This window comes from Shimazuella sp. NTD250 (assembly GCF_059510375.1).
In genome coordinates, this window is sequence record NZ_JCAJZS010000005.1 from 275,994 (window position 1) to 289,672 (window position 13,679).

A 13,679-nucleotide genomic window follows, 5' to 3' on the forward strand; every position below is an offset into this window, starting at 1 on the left:
TTGTACCATAACAATTAAGATTTCATCACCCATAATGATATAGGTATACATATGATACTTGTCCTATAGCTTTTTCATTGAAATTTAAATTGTGTACAAATAACAATCTAATGTTCAATTGAAGAATCAACTTTGTACACAATTTTTCTTACCAAATTTAGGAATAACTCTTTTTCTTGTTCTGTAAGTCCATCAGTAGTAATTGTTTCAATTTTGCTCCAGGTATTTAAAACATCCTCTTTCAGATTATGGCCAGCTTGTGTAAGGGAAATGATCGTGACACGTTTATCTATCTGTGATCGGCGCTTGGTGATAAGACCCGAATCCTCTAATCGTCGAACGGATTTAGCAACAGTGGAATGGTCAAGACATAATGTTCTCCCTAAGGAATTCTGAGACTGGTTGTCTTGCTGCCATAACTGCATTAACAAAAGTTCTTGTCCAGGAAACAGTCCTATCTCTCGAAGCAAATTAGCTGCTAAGGTGCGATGAAACCGTACAAGAGCAAGGATAGAAAAGCTGACAGGAAATTCAGGAGAATTAAAGATCCCCTGAAGTTCCTGTGTATCTTTCATATCTTTGTTTTTTTTCATTCATTCACTCAACTTTCACACTTCATTATTGATCTCAATATTACAATCGGTCTCCTCGAACCTTCACATTAGTACATCCGATTAAATACGACACAAATATCTACTCGGCCCAAGTTATGGAAAATTTCTTCACTTATTTTTGTTTCATTTTAAACTAGAGTTCTGATGAAAAGTTAGGAAACAAAATCTATTTATTATCAAAAATAAGGTGAGTATCATGATATGACACCAATGTTGTCGCTATCTTGCAAAAAGAATAGATATTGTAATCTAAAATTTAATTAGTTAGGAACATTTATACTCTATTATTTTTAGTTCTCATTTTTTAAGTTTACACGTTTCTTACTATGATGCAAATGCAACCAGACTGAGAGTGCAGCAAAACATCTGAGTGGAAATTTAGTCGAATTATTATTAATTACAGATGAACCTACACATCTTAAATCACCATTATTCCCCGTTTCCGCATAGAGAAACGACTCTATACTCTAATGAGGTGTTGGATTTTTCGTATCCACTTCCACTAACACTTTGAGAAAAATGCACGTAAGATCTTTCTATGCATATAGAACTTATTTGGGATAATATTTCAACTCTTCGGTTGAATGTTTGTGCTTTCGCTTCTACTAAACTGGAAGATGAACATTAATACACTCATGGATGAAAGCGTAACTGTGAACATTACAATCCGCATCAATGTTTCCCCTGTTTGTTCTGTCACTTTCGTTTTCATTAGAATCTTATACCTCCTTGCTATTTTTAGTATGAAGACGGTTTCATCCCATGATATCCATGACTCTTGCTGCCATAACTGCATCAAGATTATTTCTTGACTAGGAAACAATTTCTCGAAGCAGATTAGACGCTAAAGTGTAATGAGCACTTTAAATTGGCTTGGAAGTTTAGCTTTTACAACTGATTTCATTCTATCAATATATTCTTGACGAACTCTCCCAGGAGACATAAAAAACTCCATTTGCCTGCCAGTCTTATCCGTTAATAAACTCTTCAATTCTTCCTGCTTTACATTCACATACCAGACCCAATTGAAAGAAAAAGATACCAATAACTTGTGGTTCCCAAATTTTCAAATTCCCTTTTACATGATCATTCATATCTTCAAACCGCAATATACATACTATTAGTCAAGATACTGTTTTAGTATTTCTAACCCCATTTTCAACTCATCCACTGAGCTTGTGGAAGATAGCGCTATTCGTAAATATTTATCTGGCGTTGTCTGCCCACTAAGAAAGCGATCAGAATGAAAAACTCGAATTCCTTGTCTCTTTAAATCGGTTTCCAACTGTAAGATATCATGATCTTTTTGAATAGCATGCCAACGATAAAAACTAAGAGGATGCCCCATCGACTCTTGGAGAGGAAAATATTCGGTATAAATATCATTTGCAGACTGTGCTAGCTGTTTTTTTTGAACAACAATTTCATACGCCTTGCCCGATAAAATAAGCTCCGTAATAACCTCTGCATCGAAAGAAGACGTTTTTACATTGATGTTGAAAATACTCTGCAAAATATTCTTCCGAAAAGTATCCCCATAAACCATATAAGCGACTCTTAACCCAGAACAAATCGACTTAGCAGTGCCGCAAATATATACGCTCTGTTCTGGAAGCATCTGAAACATAGGCTGCCTATAGTCAGAGATAATACCTGCCGTCAGAAATGCATGGATATCATCCTCAATCAAAATTAAATGATGCTTGCGGATGACCGACGCTAATTCATGTTTTCGAAAATCTGAAATCATGACAGTAGTAGGATTACAGCAAGATGGCATTAGAAAAATGCCGTGAATCTTTGTTTGACAACACTGCTTTTCTAGTTCGCCAGGTAGCATTCCAAACTGATCTCCAAGAATGGGCACTAACTGAATATGGAGTATTTTTGCCAACTCGATAAAATTGGAATACGTGTATAAATCAGTTGCAATGCGATTACCGGGTTCAAATAATGCAGTCAATGCAATTGCCAATGCATTTTGAGCACCAGAAACAATCGCGACATGTTCTTGATCTGCATGAACACCAAAAGATTCCATCCAGTTTAACCCTGCTGTTTTCTGATGGGGGATACCAGTTGGATCACTGTAATTCAGTAGCTGTTCCAAATAACTTTTATTCACAACCTTTTGCATAGCCTCTGCTACCATATCATTAGTTTGCTCAAAAGAAGCAACAAAACCAAGATCAATACAGTTTGTGATTTGATCTGTGGAAATGGTGATCGAACGAGTAGCATTCGGAGCGACAAAGGTCCCACTTCCCGTGACAGCATAAATCAGTCCTTTGAACTCACATAGTTTGTAAGCACGAGTAATCGTAGTAAAGTTTAAGTCCAGAAAGTCAGCTAATTCTCGTTGCGGGGGTAATTTTGTTCCTGGTGCTAAAAAACCATTTATAATATCCTGTTCAAGAAGTGACGCAATGGAGTAATAAAATGGACGTTTTAGTACTTTCTTATCAGGTTTCCAAGACATGGGATAATGTTCAAATGAATTTACTGGCATACTACACCTCTACTTTTTTATTGCATCCATTACATACAGAATGAAATTTACGTAAACGTAAAAAGAATACGTTCCCATAAAGATATAACACTTCTGATTTCTATTTTGATGACAAGATAGAGGAGTCAATCTAGATAATTGTAATCCATACAATTCTTCTATCCGTTGTATGGATTTTATGTGTTACATTTGTATGGAATAAAGTTTAGTACTCAAGGAAGGTAAGCATATGAACAAAAGTGATCAAATAAGAACCGCCTTTCGTACTGCTTTTCCATACACCGTCCCCATTTTTGCAGGCTTTTTATTTTTGGGAATCGCTTATGGAATCTTTATGAATTCATTAGGGTTCCATGCCATCTACCCTATTTTAATGAGTCTCACCATATTTGCAGGATCAATGGAGTTTGTAGCAGCGAATTTAATGCTTAGTGCATTCCATCCACTTAGCACCCTTTTCCTCACTTTCATGGTAAATGCACGACATTTATTTTATGGCATTTCGATGCTGGATAAATATAAGGGAATCGGAATGAAAAAGTTTTATCTGATTTATGGACTATGTGATGAATCTTTTTCTATTAATTATACAGCCAACATCCCAAAAAATGTAGAAAAAGGATGGTTTATGTTCTTCGTGACCCTGCTCAATCATTCTTATTGGGTCATAGGAGCAGCAATTGGTGGCATTTTTGGATCTCTTTTGAAGTTCAACACCGAAGGACTCAACTTTGTTTTGACAGCTCTCTTTGTCGTGATCTTCATGGAGCAGTGGATGAAAGAGAAAAAGCACCATAATTCTCTCATAGGGCTTGGTCTTTCAACCATTAGCCTTATTATTTTTGGTGGAAACCATTTTATTATCCCTGCTATGCTTCTGATTCTGGGTTTGCTCACGATTCTTAGAAAACCCTTAAAGAAAGTGGAGGTAAGCACAGGACAATGAGTTTAACGCAACAGATTATTACAATTGCTATGGTTGTTTTAGGAACCATGCTTACGAGGTTTATTCCATTTCTCGTTTTTCCGGCGGGTAAGCCTACACCGGAGTATGTTCAATACCTTGGCAGAGTGCTACCCTCGGCAGTTTTAGGACTTTTGATAATTTATTGTTTTAAGGATGTGAGTTTTCTATCTGGTAATCATGGCATCCCTGAACTAATTGGGGTTACAGTGGTTGTAATACTTCACTCTTGGAAGAAAAAGATGCTCCTCTCGATAGCAGGAGGAACAATTGTTTACATGATATTGGTACAATTGGTTTTCTGATTACATGAATTAGTTTTGCCATCTTCTTATCTCAAGTTGAACAAATATCATGAGTCTCAGCTCATGTTAACTATGAAAAGAATCAGTTTCACTCATTATACATTATATATCTACCAGTATTCTTGACCAAGAACATTACATTTAGTTGGAGGTGTTACTTCTTGAAACCAAAAGACATCGGTATATTACTTCTACTAGCAGCCTTATGGGGAACATCCTTTCTTTTCATCCGAGTGTCAGCTCCTGTCTTTGGACCGATTGTACTCATGGATCTCAGAGTTTTGATGGCTGGTTGCGCTCTTATCCTATATTCCGTAGTTTTACGACAACGTCCTCGTTTGCGCCATAAGTGGAAGGAGTATCTACTTCTTGGTGCTTCGAATTCAGCGATCCCATTTTGCCTAATAGCAGCAGCAGAACTTAACCTTGATGCTTCACTGGCTGCAATTTTAAACGCAATGACTCCATTATTCTCCGTTATCATCTCATATTTATGGATAAAAGATCCTTTTACGAAGAAAAAACTGGTTGGTCTTATGTTAGGGATCGTTGGTGTTATTGTACTTGTTGGATGGAATCCTCATCACATGAGTGGACATATGATTATTTCGGTAATTCTCTCCCTTGCAGCAGCGTTTTTCTATGGAATCGGTGGTGTATTTTCGTCAAGAGGATTCAAGGATGAGAAGCCGCTCAACCTGGCGATTGGCCAACAACTGTCCACAGGCATTATTTTGGCTCCTGTGGCCGTGTTTTTTCTACCAGATCGAATGCCTAGTAGTTCTTCGGTTATATTTTCAGTCCTTGGACTGGCTTTGCTCTCCACATCATTGGCGTATCTCCTTTACTTCTATTTGATAAAGAACATCGGACCAGTCAAGACCCTTAGTGTTAACTTTCTGGTGCCAGTGTTCGGAGTTTTATGGGGTTGGCTATTTCTACATGAATCCCTATCTGTAGGAACTTATCTTGGCTTACTATTGATTCTTATGAGTATCGGGCTGATTTCTAATATCCCACTCAGATTTCGTCGATTTCGTCGCAAACAAACTCCCACTCAGTGCTAAAAAGCTATCGCCGCCTTACGGATTATGAATTAGTACCAACATTGCCCTACACCATTAATAAAAAAATAGTGTCGGACATATTCAAAAAACCAAAGGGAGAGTTAGTAGTGAAGAAGAAAATGGATGAGATAAAAATTCATGAAAAATACTATGAACAGATTTATAAACAAGTAAAAAACGATCCGTACGCTCAGTCGTTAGGAATTCAGTTAACAAAATTTGAGGTTGGTTTTGCAGAAGCAATGCTAAAAGTACAAAGTCATATGGTTAATGCTTATGGAACCGTTCACGGAGCAATTATTTATGCGTTAGCCGATCACGCTTTTTCAGTAGCCTGTAATGCATATGGGAAAACTTCACTTGGACTCACCACAACCATTCAGTTTATGGAATCAGCTAAAAGCGGAGATAAGATGGTTGCCCGCGCAACAGAGATAAAACGAAACTATCGTACAGGATTCTATCGAATAGATGTCTTACATGAGCAAAATCTGATAGCAACCATGGATGCAGTTTCTTATCGCAAGGATCATTATTTTATCGAGCTTGATGAACAAATTTAAGTATTTCATCCCATTTGAACTAGCGAAGATTGTAGCACAAAGGACAGATCCCATGAGTATACTTGTCTGTTCTGTTTATCCATACCTAATGATATAAAATCCAATAAAATCATGCCGGTTACAATCACCATGCGGGTAAATCCTGCTGTGATGAAATGCATCAAGAGTTTAGTCACCATATCCAAAATTTATTAGATTTGACGGCAAAAAGCCCCCATCCAGCCATCAATGGGGGCAACCTAATTAAAATATACATATGGATCTTTTGGAGCAGTAATCATTTGTATCTTACTTTGGAAATATGAACGTTACATTCAACAATATAAAGATTTTGTCTGATTTCTCTAATTCTTTTATATGTCAGTCGACTTTCAAAATAGCTTCTATTATTATTACCGTTTTTGGAAAACTACTGGCAACTCCTTGATCGAGAACATGAGAGCAGTTTGATTCATCATTATTGGACCATTAAACTTTAACTGGAATTGTTTGAACCGTTCAAACAAAATTCTTAGTACAATGTTTGCTTCTAGACGAGCCAAAGGGGCTCCTATACAAAAATGAACTCCATGTCCAAAAGTGGTATGTTTCAAATTGGTTCGATGAAGATCAAACTGATCAGCATTTTCAAACACAGAATCATCCCGATTGGCAGAGCCCATCCAAGTATTGACGAGATCACCTTTTTTAATAAGTTGTCCTCTTAGTTGAACATCTTTAGTAGCGATTCGGGTGGTATATAGAATAGGTGGACGATATCGCAATACTTCCTCAATTGCTTTTCCAATATCTTTTGGATGTTGGTATAGATGTTCTTGCACTTTGGGATTTTCGGTAAAGGTAAGCAGGGAATTACTAATCAGGTTGGTAGTGGTTTCATTTCCAGCTATTAATAAAGTAATACAAAAAGCTAATAACTCTTTGGTCGACAACTTTTCACCATCTATTTCTGCTTGTACGAGTTGAGAGATCAGATCATTCGTGGGATTCTCCTGACGTGTTGTAATCATTTCTATAAAATATTGACCCATCTCTTGCTGAGCTAGGAAATAACCTTCGATTCCACCTTCTACTTCCGACGGTTGTTTGATGAGGATAGTAGACCAATATTTAAATTTTTCTCGATCTTTATAGGGAACGCCTAACATTTTCGCAATAACTTGGATGGGTACCGGGGTTGCTAAATCCTTTGCGATATCCATTTCACCTTGGTCGGCGACTTGATCTAGTAGTTCATTGGTGATCTCTTCAATCCAAGGTTTCATATCTTCAATTGCTTTTGGTGTAAAAGCTCTGGACACTAATGAACGAAGTTTTGTATGGTAAGGCGGATCATTAGCTTGCAATGCTTCCGTTAACGGACTTTCTTCCACTTTAGGAAGATATTCCGCGGAAAAGTTTTCATAATCGCCTAATACGCTTTGTACATCATCATAGCGAAAAACATGCCATGCACCTTTTGAACCAAAAAAGTGTACAAAATCCGCATCGTAGATGACTGGGCTTTCAGCAGTCATTTTTTTAAACCATGGAAAGGGATTAGCAATGGAATGTTTCAAATTAGCTCCTCCAAATTTTCAAAATTTTCATCTCTATATTTTAGTATAAATTAATTTTCTAAAAAAATAAATAAAAAATACTATATCAGAAATAAAAGTAATAGAAAACAACAATTGCATTATTACTAAATTTGTTAATAAAAATAATCTTACTATTTGAGCGTAAATTTGATAAACTAAACCATACAGCAGATGAAGCATACTCTTAAACTATTTTTCAAGAAAGAATTTTATAATAAGTGTTATTTTCTAAAAAATATATTAATTTAATTATTGATTCATCTGTATTTATGTGGATATTGTATACAAATCTTACAATTTTGAGGTGTATAAGGGGAGAACTGAACGTATGATTAAATTAATTACAATCTACAAAAATATTGGAGATTTGAATGCTCTACTAAAATTTTATACCGAAGAAGTTTATCCTATCATTCATAACATGCCTGGGATTATTTGTACAGATGTAACTAATATCTCTCATATTAGTCCTGATATTTCAAAAGAACTAAATGGTTTTGAACTTATTATGGAAACATATTTTGAATCCGAAGAAGTTATGCAAGGGCTTGTTTTTTCCGATCTAGGTGGTGAGCTTATGGTAAAGGTAAGAGAAGTTACCCCCTGTGATGTGTCGATATTTACTGGAAAAGTAAAAAGGTTTTCTGGTGAATTGACAGATAACTTACGCCAGACTATAGCGCGGATTGGCTATGAAGGGAATGATTTAACGGAATAGGTTATCCAAAAAAATACATATCCTCATAAAAAGAGCAGACTCTTCCGACCATTGAATCTGCTCTTATTATTTATGAATTTTTAATTCAGTTACTTTTCATTTTTCAAGCTACAACCTTGCTATTACTTGGTGAGAATCGAAAGTCGTTTCTGAACGATTGAGACATGTCAATGTAGGGATTACATTAGATACATATAGCCATGTACTCCCTCATAAGCAAAAAGATCTTGCTAAAAAATTTAACTAGATATGAAAAAATTAGATTCTAAAAGAGAGAGTTTTAAAAGCGTCTAAATCTTATGTCGTCAAATGAGGTTTTAAAAGCCAAAAGTCCTATAACTCAAGGAAAATCGGCTCTCGTTTAGTGAGTGTCGATTTTCCTTCCATATTAAATATGGGTATATCCTTGGGTTTCCTCTATGTTACGTAGGTGCATGAAGTCCGGTATATCAAGGGTTTGTATTCACTTATGTGTATGTAGGGAAGCCCAAGGATTTTTAGTGTGTGGGCAAAATGTGGTCAGGTGGGTTGGTTGTGTTTTTGGAATATGATTCAACTGTTATCGATTTTAATAAAACTTTAAATTATGGATATCTATTCGCTTGTATGTGTTTGGTTAAACTCTTGAACTCTTCTGTGTCAAATAAAGTCGGATGGGTAATTAAATGAAATAAGAGTGAATGGAGCTAGCGTTATCAAGGTGTTTTGAAATGTGATGCAATAGGAAGAAACGAGAGAAAATATGGTTCATTTGCAATTATGATTGCTGTTTGGTTTACAACTCCTTCTCCTTAATTCTAGAAATGACATGTAACTATTCAACTGTATACACTTTAAGATGTAATTTGAGTTTTTCGTTCCTTAAAACTATTTATAATACAAACTCTATAGAATAAAATAAGCTATATATGGAGAGGGGAAATACATTTTGAAATCAGTATTAAAAAGAAAATTAAAAATCTCATTTATCATGTGTTTTTGCATCCCTATATATGTCGTTCTTACATCTTTACTATACTCAGGCTATTCTCAGGATGTACCGCCTTTAGGTCTGCTTTATGCTACATTTCTAATCTCTACACCTATTGTTTTTGTATATTTATTTCCAGTATCCCTATTAGCAGAATACATTTCTAGTCGATATAAATACCAACCAATTCTGTCGCTATTAATTTACATTTTTTTTACTGTTCTCTTTCTTAATATAGTACCTCTACTAATAGATGGTATAGGTAAAGGGATACTTTTTCTCAATCCCGGTTATTTAATAGCAGTCATCTACTGGTCAATAGATGAAACATATCGAAAAAAACAAAACAAGAGTCTAACTAACACATAAGCTCTTAGTACATTAGATAATTATCATTTATCACAGATCTTGATGTAACAAAAAATTGAAATAAAAAGTTTTCATTTGAAGAAGAAGAGGATTATACCCTCTTCTTCTTAATAAGGATCTACATAGACTTCATGATAAGCTTGAGGTGTTCCGGGCATAAGGGCAAAAAAACCCATTATGCTGGAAATTTTATCACGCATAATCACTTTCGATGAATCACCTGGATAAGTATAAAGGTACATTTCATGGTTTGGGGCTTGATCATGGTTAATCTTAAAATATCCTGATCCGTTTTCTTTTACATCTGCGTAATAATGAGCGTCTATATTTGGGGCTGGTACTAATGGATTCCCTGAACTATGAAAACCATCATGTTTCCATCCTGTAGAGGAATTTTGTACATATTTTATTGTTAGCCCTTTACTAGAAGCTCTTCCTACACTTACTGTCTTTCCACGCTTATCGTATCCTATAGTATGTCCGATACTACGGACTCCAAGCTTTGTAGTTTTATGGCCATTTTGCTCAGTTATATAAACTTTAGTTAGCGTTTTATAACTTTCAGCCTGAGAATTCCATTCCCTAAATCCACGATTATTACCATTAAAATGGTGAATCTTACAATTAGAAAGAGGTACACTACACCAAGGATTGGGTGCGGATTTCATAGAAATAAAAGTCTCGTACCTTATCATGTAACCACTACCTGATGGCAATGCTAGAGGACTTACTATGCCTTTTTGTGTCTTTGTAGGAGCGTTTGTTGTAGTGGTTTTAATAACTGCTGATAAAGTCTTTGGCTCTTGGAAAACCCTTTGATCATCTTTTGAGAGATTTTTCTTTTTTGCCTTTGGAAGAGATTTTTTTATTTTTTCAATTTGGTCTTGTGGAATCATTTTATATGCTTTTATCTCATATCGATACCATTTATCTTTTTCTACATTGTTATCAATAAAATAAGATTCATCAACTGTTGTTATATATTTACCATCTCTGTATATTTCGTATTTCTGATCATCATCAGGTAAGTTAGACCAAACTAGCTTTACCTCATCATCCTTTATGTAAGTTTCCAATCTTGCAGTGTCTGCTGAATAATATATTTTTGGTTCATTTTTTTTAGTGTTCTCGATAGCTAATTTATCTTTTTGAGATTCACTAGTAGATGTTTTAAATCTAACCCTATCGATAATCTCATTATTTTCATCATAGGCTATTAATTTTAAATCAACTAAATCATTTGACTTTAGGTTCTTTATTTCGTGTTTTAAATCTTTCCCTGACCAAACTTTTTTCCCATCCAAAGTATAAATATCATAGTGGTCTCCTATGGACTTCCAACTAATTGTTATGGAATTCTCTGTAACAGAATCAATTTTCTGTTTTGCAAAAACTTTCAAACTAAAAAATCCTTCGATGAATCTGTCCAATTAGGTTTCCAAAATAAAGTATCCATATAGATTGCCTCTATGTCTAAAAATTTACCTAATTGCTTGGCAAGAGTGGATTTTTCAGAACCAGGTGAACCAATGATACAGATTCGTTGCATAAGTTGCTGGATTAATTTTTTTGTTGGTATCACTTGTATGTTCATTTCATTAGCTCCTATTTAGGGCATAAAAAATAGTAAGTATGGTGATTGCCGTTAAACAGCGGCGGACCACCGATCACCTGTTGCTTGATGTGATCAGTGGTCCGTTTTCGACCCACGTCAATGTGCATTTGGGATCAATATTGCCTCAGCTGATGACCTGCTTGACCACCTGCTGAAGCTTTTCCCATGCATCTCCTTCCGGGAAGCCATGGGTTGCTTCTTCGATTCTGACCACCTCTCCTCCAATCAGCCCGTGGAGGACTTCCACACTGGCTGGATCGACGACCTTATCAGGGAATGCCTGAACCAGCACCAGCTTCCTGACTACTTCCGCAAGAGGTGCTGGAGCCAATGATAGCAAGTCTAGCAAGCGCCAGACCAGCCTCATCATCTCTACAACTACCGACAGCGGGAGAAGTTTTGAAACCAATGCCTGCTTCAGGTATTGGCGGTTGGGCTCCCATGGGCGGGGTACGTTGGGGAGGGCAATCCACTCCAGAACCCTGCGTGGCCACCTACTGATCTTTTCCATCAGGGAGGTTGACACCCCGTTTATGGAGACAGGGGTGTTCACTACCAAGACGTTCACTCGCCTCAGTTGGGCTTCTGTGAATACCCCCTCAGCAAGCAACTCAATGAAGGCCCGCAGGATAACTGCACCACCCAACGAGAAGCCGATGAGATAGATTTCCTCGACTTCCTCATCGAGGAGGAGCTCTTTCATCTCCTCCTTAATGAACCGGTTCCACTCATCGCCTGCGACCTTACTAAGGTCACGGTAAGAAGAGCAGTGACCCGGAAGCGTGGGGATTCTCGTCTCAATCCCCTTCCCCTTAAGAAGATCGGCCATCCCGATCGGACCAGTAGGAGAAATCCCCCACATGATCGGTCCTGATCCGATGGCGTGGATCATCAGGGCAACCTTCTTACCCACAGCTTTCCCTTCGTTGACTGTTGAGGATGTGATGCTATCCTCTAGTTTACACGAAAAACAGAACAAGAGAGAATAAATACATTTCCTTATTAAAATCATAAAAAATAGCGAACTCATGCCCGCTATTCGAATTCTCTATATACTTCTCCAACTACTATTGTAAACGATAAAACAGAACATATGGGTTCATATAGGTCTCTATTTTGTATCGCAAAAGTATCAAAGATGTTACTGATCTTAACAAGGACCTCAAGTATGTTATATCCAAAACCAATCTTCCAGAATTAAAGTTTCATGGACTTAGACACACTCATGCTACCCTACTTCTTCAATTAGGAGAAAATCCAAAGGTAGTATCAGAAAGACTGGGTCATGCAGAAATAGGAATTACTTTGAACACATATAGTCATGTATTACCTGACATGCAAAAAAGTATAGCTGATAAATTTGAAAATGCTTTTCAGCAAGCAGACATATCAAAGAAATTCAAAGGAAAAACACTTTAGTTCGGTAAAGGTTACCAAAATGTTACCACAGCCGCTGACCTCGGAAATAGAAAAGCTATAATCCCTTATAAAATAAGGGATTATAGCTCTCAAAAAGTGAGTGCGATTTATACTTCCATTCCTTCTCAGTTGAAACTACTGAATTCAGCTTTAAAGCATACATTTGTCAGCAATTATTCCTATTTTAGAAGGTATCCACCATCTACTGGATAGGTAACACCAGTTATATACTTCGCTCGATTGGAAGATAAGAAGATAACCAGTTCTGCAACATCTTCAGGAGAGCCATAACAACCAAGCGGAATAGATTGTAAAATTCCCTCTTTTGCTAGATTAGGGTCTTCCGGCAATAATTGATATTCGAGTGATCTCATCATTTTTGATTCAATTGGCGATGAACATACACAATTTATACGTATGCCAAAACTAGCATTCTCTAGTGCAGCAGATCTGATTATGCCAACAATTGCGTGATTTGACATTACAAAAGGAGACAGAAGTGGTACTCCTCTTAGAGCCAACTGGCTACCTACACTAACAATCGATCCGGATTGTTGTTTTTGCATTATAGGAAGGACATGTTTTAAGCAGTGAAAAAATCCGAGAATATTTAAACGATAAACCTCATCTATACTTTCTTCTCCAAGTTGAGTAATGGGACCTACTGTTCCTACTATCCCTGCACTATTAATAAAGACATCTATTTTCTCAAAATGGTCTACTGCTTTTTGTATAAAGTCTGCTACTTGTTGTCTATCTCTAATATCTGCTATTATTAACAATGCATTTGTGTCGTTTAAGTTTAAGTGCTCTGCTAATTTATCCAATCCTTCTTTGTTTATATCAACTAAAACTAATTTTGCCCCTTCTTTATGATATTTTTCTGTGAGAACGCTTCCAATATCTCCAGCGGCACCTGTAATAACGACAACTTTTTCTTTGAACTCCATAATAAATCCCATCATACAACTCCCTTTTGAAATTAA

At 36.5% G+C, this 13,679-nt stretch carries 15 protein-coding genes and 1 pseudogene; 7 read left to right on the forward strand and 9 right to left on the reverse strand.

Annotated elements, in window-relative coordinates:
• Positions 1–107 precede the first annotated feature (107 nt).
• The 4 genes from AC5WOF_RS14690 to AC5WOF_RS14705 all read right to left on the reverse strand — a co-directional run bounded on the left by AC5WOF_RS14690 (position 108) and on the right by AC5WOF_RS14705 (position 3,123).
• The gene (locus AC5WOF_RS14690; protein ID WP_496050694.1) at positions 108–593 is read right to left on the reverse strand and encodes a MarR family winged helix-turn-helix transcriptional regulator; all 486 of its coding nucleotides are present in this window, start codon (positions 591–593) and stop codon (positions 108–110) included.
• Between the two features lie 589 nt (positions 594–1,182).
• A complete protein-coding gene (locus AC5WOF_RS14695; RefSeq protein ID WP_496050695.1) occupies positions 1,183–1,326 on the reverse strand; it encodes a hypothetical protein in 144 nt (47 codons plus the stop codon).
• Between the two features lie 132 nt (positions 1,327–1,458).
• On the reverse strand, positions 1,459–1,659 hold the full coding sequence (locus tag AC5WOF_RS14700; RefSeq protein ID WP_496050696.1) for an FAD binding domain-containing protein: 201 nt from the start codon (positions 1,657–1,659) through the stop codon (positions 1,459–1,461).
• Positions 1,660–1,734: 75 nt separating this feature from the next.
• Positions 1,735–3,123 carry an aminotransferase-like domain-containing protein gene (locus AC5WOF_RS14705; protein ID WP_496050697.1) on the reverse strand — a complete coding sequence of 463 codons (1,389 nt, stop codon included), beginning with the start codon at positions 3,121–3,123 and terminating at the stop codon, positions 1,735–1,737.
• A 229-nt stretch (positions 3,124–3,352) separates the two neighbouring features.
• Between AC5WOF_RS14705 and azlC the strand changes: the two genes are divergently transcribed.
• The 4 genes from azlC to AC5WOF_RS14725 all read left to right on the forward strand — a co-directional run bounded on the left by azlC (position 3,353) and on the right by AC5WOF_RS14725 (position 6,022).
• Positions 3,353–4,069: an azaleucine resistance protein AzlC gene (gene azlC / locus AC5WOF_RS14710; RefSeq protein ID WP_496050698.1), complete on the forward strand. Its 717-nt coding sequence runs from the start codon at positions 3,353–3,355 to the stop codon at positions 4,067–4,069.
• On the forward strand, positions 4,066–4,392 hold the full coding sequence (locus AC5WOF_RS14715; RefSeq protein WP_496050699.1) for a branched-chain amino acid transporter permease: 327 nt from the start codon (positions 4,066–4,068) through the stop codon (positions 4,390–4,392). Before azlC ends, AC5WOF_RS14715 begins: the two co-directional genes overlap by 4 nt.
• Positions 4,393–4,553: 161 nt before the next feature.
• Entirely contained in the window at positions 4,554–5,459 is a 906-nt protein-coding gene (locus tag AC5WOF_RS14720) for a DMT family transporter (protein ID WP_496050700.1), read from the forward strand.
• A gap of 107 nt (positions 5,460–5,566) precedes the next feature.
• Positions 5,567–6,022 (forward strand): PaaI family thioesterase, encoded by a 456-nt coding sequence (locus AC5WOF_RS14725; RefSeq protein WP_496050701.1) that lies wholly within the window; start codon positions 5,567–5,569, stop codon positions 6,020–6,022.
• A gap of 392 nt (positions 6,023–6,414) precedes the next feature.
• On the opposite strand, the gene AC5WOF_RS14730 is transcribed toward AC5WOF_RS14725, so the two are convergent.
• Positions 6,415–7,581, reverse strand: a complete 1,167-nt coding sequence (locus AC5WOF_RS14730; protein ID WP_496050702.1) for a cytochrome P450 — start codon at positions 7,579–7,581, stop codon at positions 6,415–6,417.
• A gap of 349 nt (positions 7,582–7,930) precedes the next feature.
• Between AC5WOF_RS14730 and AC5WOF_RS14735 the strand changes: the two genes are divergently transcribed.
• A complete protein-coding gene (locus tag AC5WOF_RS14735; RefSeq protein WP_496050703.1) occupies positions 7,931–8,320 on the forward strand; it encodes a hypothetical protein in 390 nt (129 codons plus the stop codon).
• 139 nt (positions 8,321–8,459) lie between these two features.
• A pseudogene (locus tag AC5WOF_RS14740) lies at positions 8,460–8,567 on the forward strand (site-specific integrase); the annotation flags it as partial.
• A gap of 1,199 nt (positions 8,568–9,766) precedes the next feature.
• Here AC5WOF_RS14740 and AC5WOF_RS14745 read toward each other — a convergent pair.
• The 3 genes from AC5WOF_RS14745 to AC5WOF_RS14755 all read right to left on the reverse strand — a co-directional run bounded on the left by AC5WOF_RS14745 (position 9,767) and on the right by AC5WOF_RS14755 (position 12,187).
• Positions 9,767–11,059 (reverse strand): hypothetical protein, encoded by a 1,293-nt coding sequence (locus AC5WOF_RS14745; protein ID WP_496050704.1) that lies wholly within the window; start codon positions 11,057–11,059, stop codon positions 9,767–9,769.
• Positions 11,056–11,253, reverse strand: a complete 198-nt coding sequence (locus tag AC5WOF_RS14750; RefSeq protein WP_496050705.1) for a topology modulation protein — start codon at positions 11,251–11,253, stop codon at positions 11,056–11,058. Before AC5WOF_RS14750 ends, AC5WOF_RS14745 begins: the two co-directional genes overlap by 4 nt.
• Before the next feature lie 145 nt (positions 11,254–11,398).
• Positions 11,399–12,187 (reverse strand): alpha/beta hydrolase, encoded by a 789-nt coding sequence (locus tag AC5WOF_RS14755; RefSeq protein WP_496050706.1) that lies wholly within the window; start codon positions 12,185–12,187, stop codon positions 11,399–11,401.
• A gap of 203 nt (positions 12,188–12,390) precedes the next feature.
• Here AC5WOF_RS14755 and AC5WOF_RS14760 point away from each other — a divergent pair, with 203 nt between their 5' ends.
• A complete protein-coding gene (locus AC5WOF_RS14760; protein ID WP_496050707.1) occupies positions 12,391–12,693 on the forward strand; it encodes a tyrosine-type recombinase/integrase in 303 nt (100 codons plus the stop codon).
• 179 nt (positions 12,694–12,872) lie between these two features.
• Here AC5WOF_RS14760 and AC5WOF_RS14765 read toward each other — a convergent pair whose 3' ends face one another.
• Positions 12,873–13,655, reverse strand: a complete 783-nt coding sequence (locus AC5WOF_RS14765) for an SDR family NAD(P)-dependent oxidoreductase (protein WP_496050708.1) — start codon at positions 13,653–13,655, stop codon at positions 12,873–12,875.
• Positions 13,656–13,679: the final 24 nt, after the last annotated feature.

Coding starts and splice junctions, on each gene's coding strand:
- AC5WOF_RS14690 (WP_496050694.1), bottom strand. CDS start 593: ATGAAAAAAAACAAAGATATGAAAGATACACAGGAACTTCAGGGGATC.
- AC5WOF_RS14695 (WP_496050695.1), bottom strand. CDS start 1,326: ATGAAAACGAAAGTGACAGAACAAACAGGGGAAACATTGATGCGGATT.
- AC5WOF_RS14705 (WP_496050697.1), bottom strand. CDS start 3,123: ATGCCAGTAAATTCATTTGAACATTATCCCATGTCTTGGAAACCTGAT.
- azlC (WP_496050698.1), top strand. CDS start 3,353: ATGAACAAAAGTGATCAAATAAGAACCGCCTTTCGTACTGCTTTTCCA.
- AC5WOF_RS14715 (WP_496050699.1), top strand. CDS start 4,066: ATGAGTTTAACGCAACAGATTATTACAATTGCTATGGTTGTTTTAGGA.
- AC5WOF_RS14735 (WP_496050703.1), top strand. CDS start 7,931: ATGATTAAATTAATTACAATCTACAAAAATATTGGAGATTTGAATGCT.
- AC5WOF_RS14750 (WP_496050705.1), bottom strand. CDS start 11,253: ATGAACATACAAGTGATACCAACAAAAAAATTAATCCAGCAACTTATG.
- AC5WOF_RS14765 (WP_496050708.1), bottom strand. CDS start 13,655: ATGGGATTTATTATGGAGTTCAAAGAAAAAGTTGTCGTTATTACAGGT.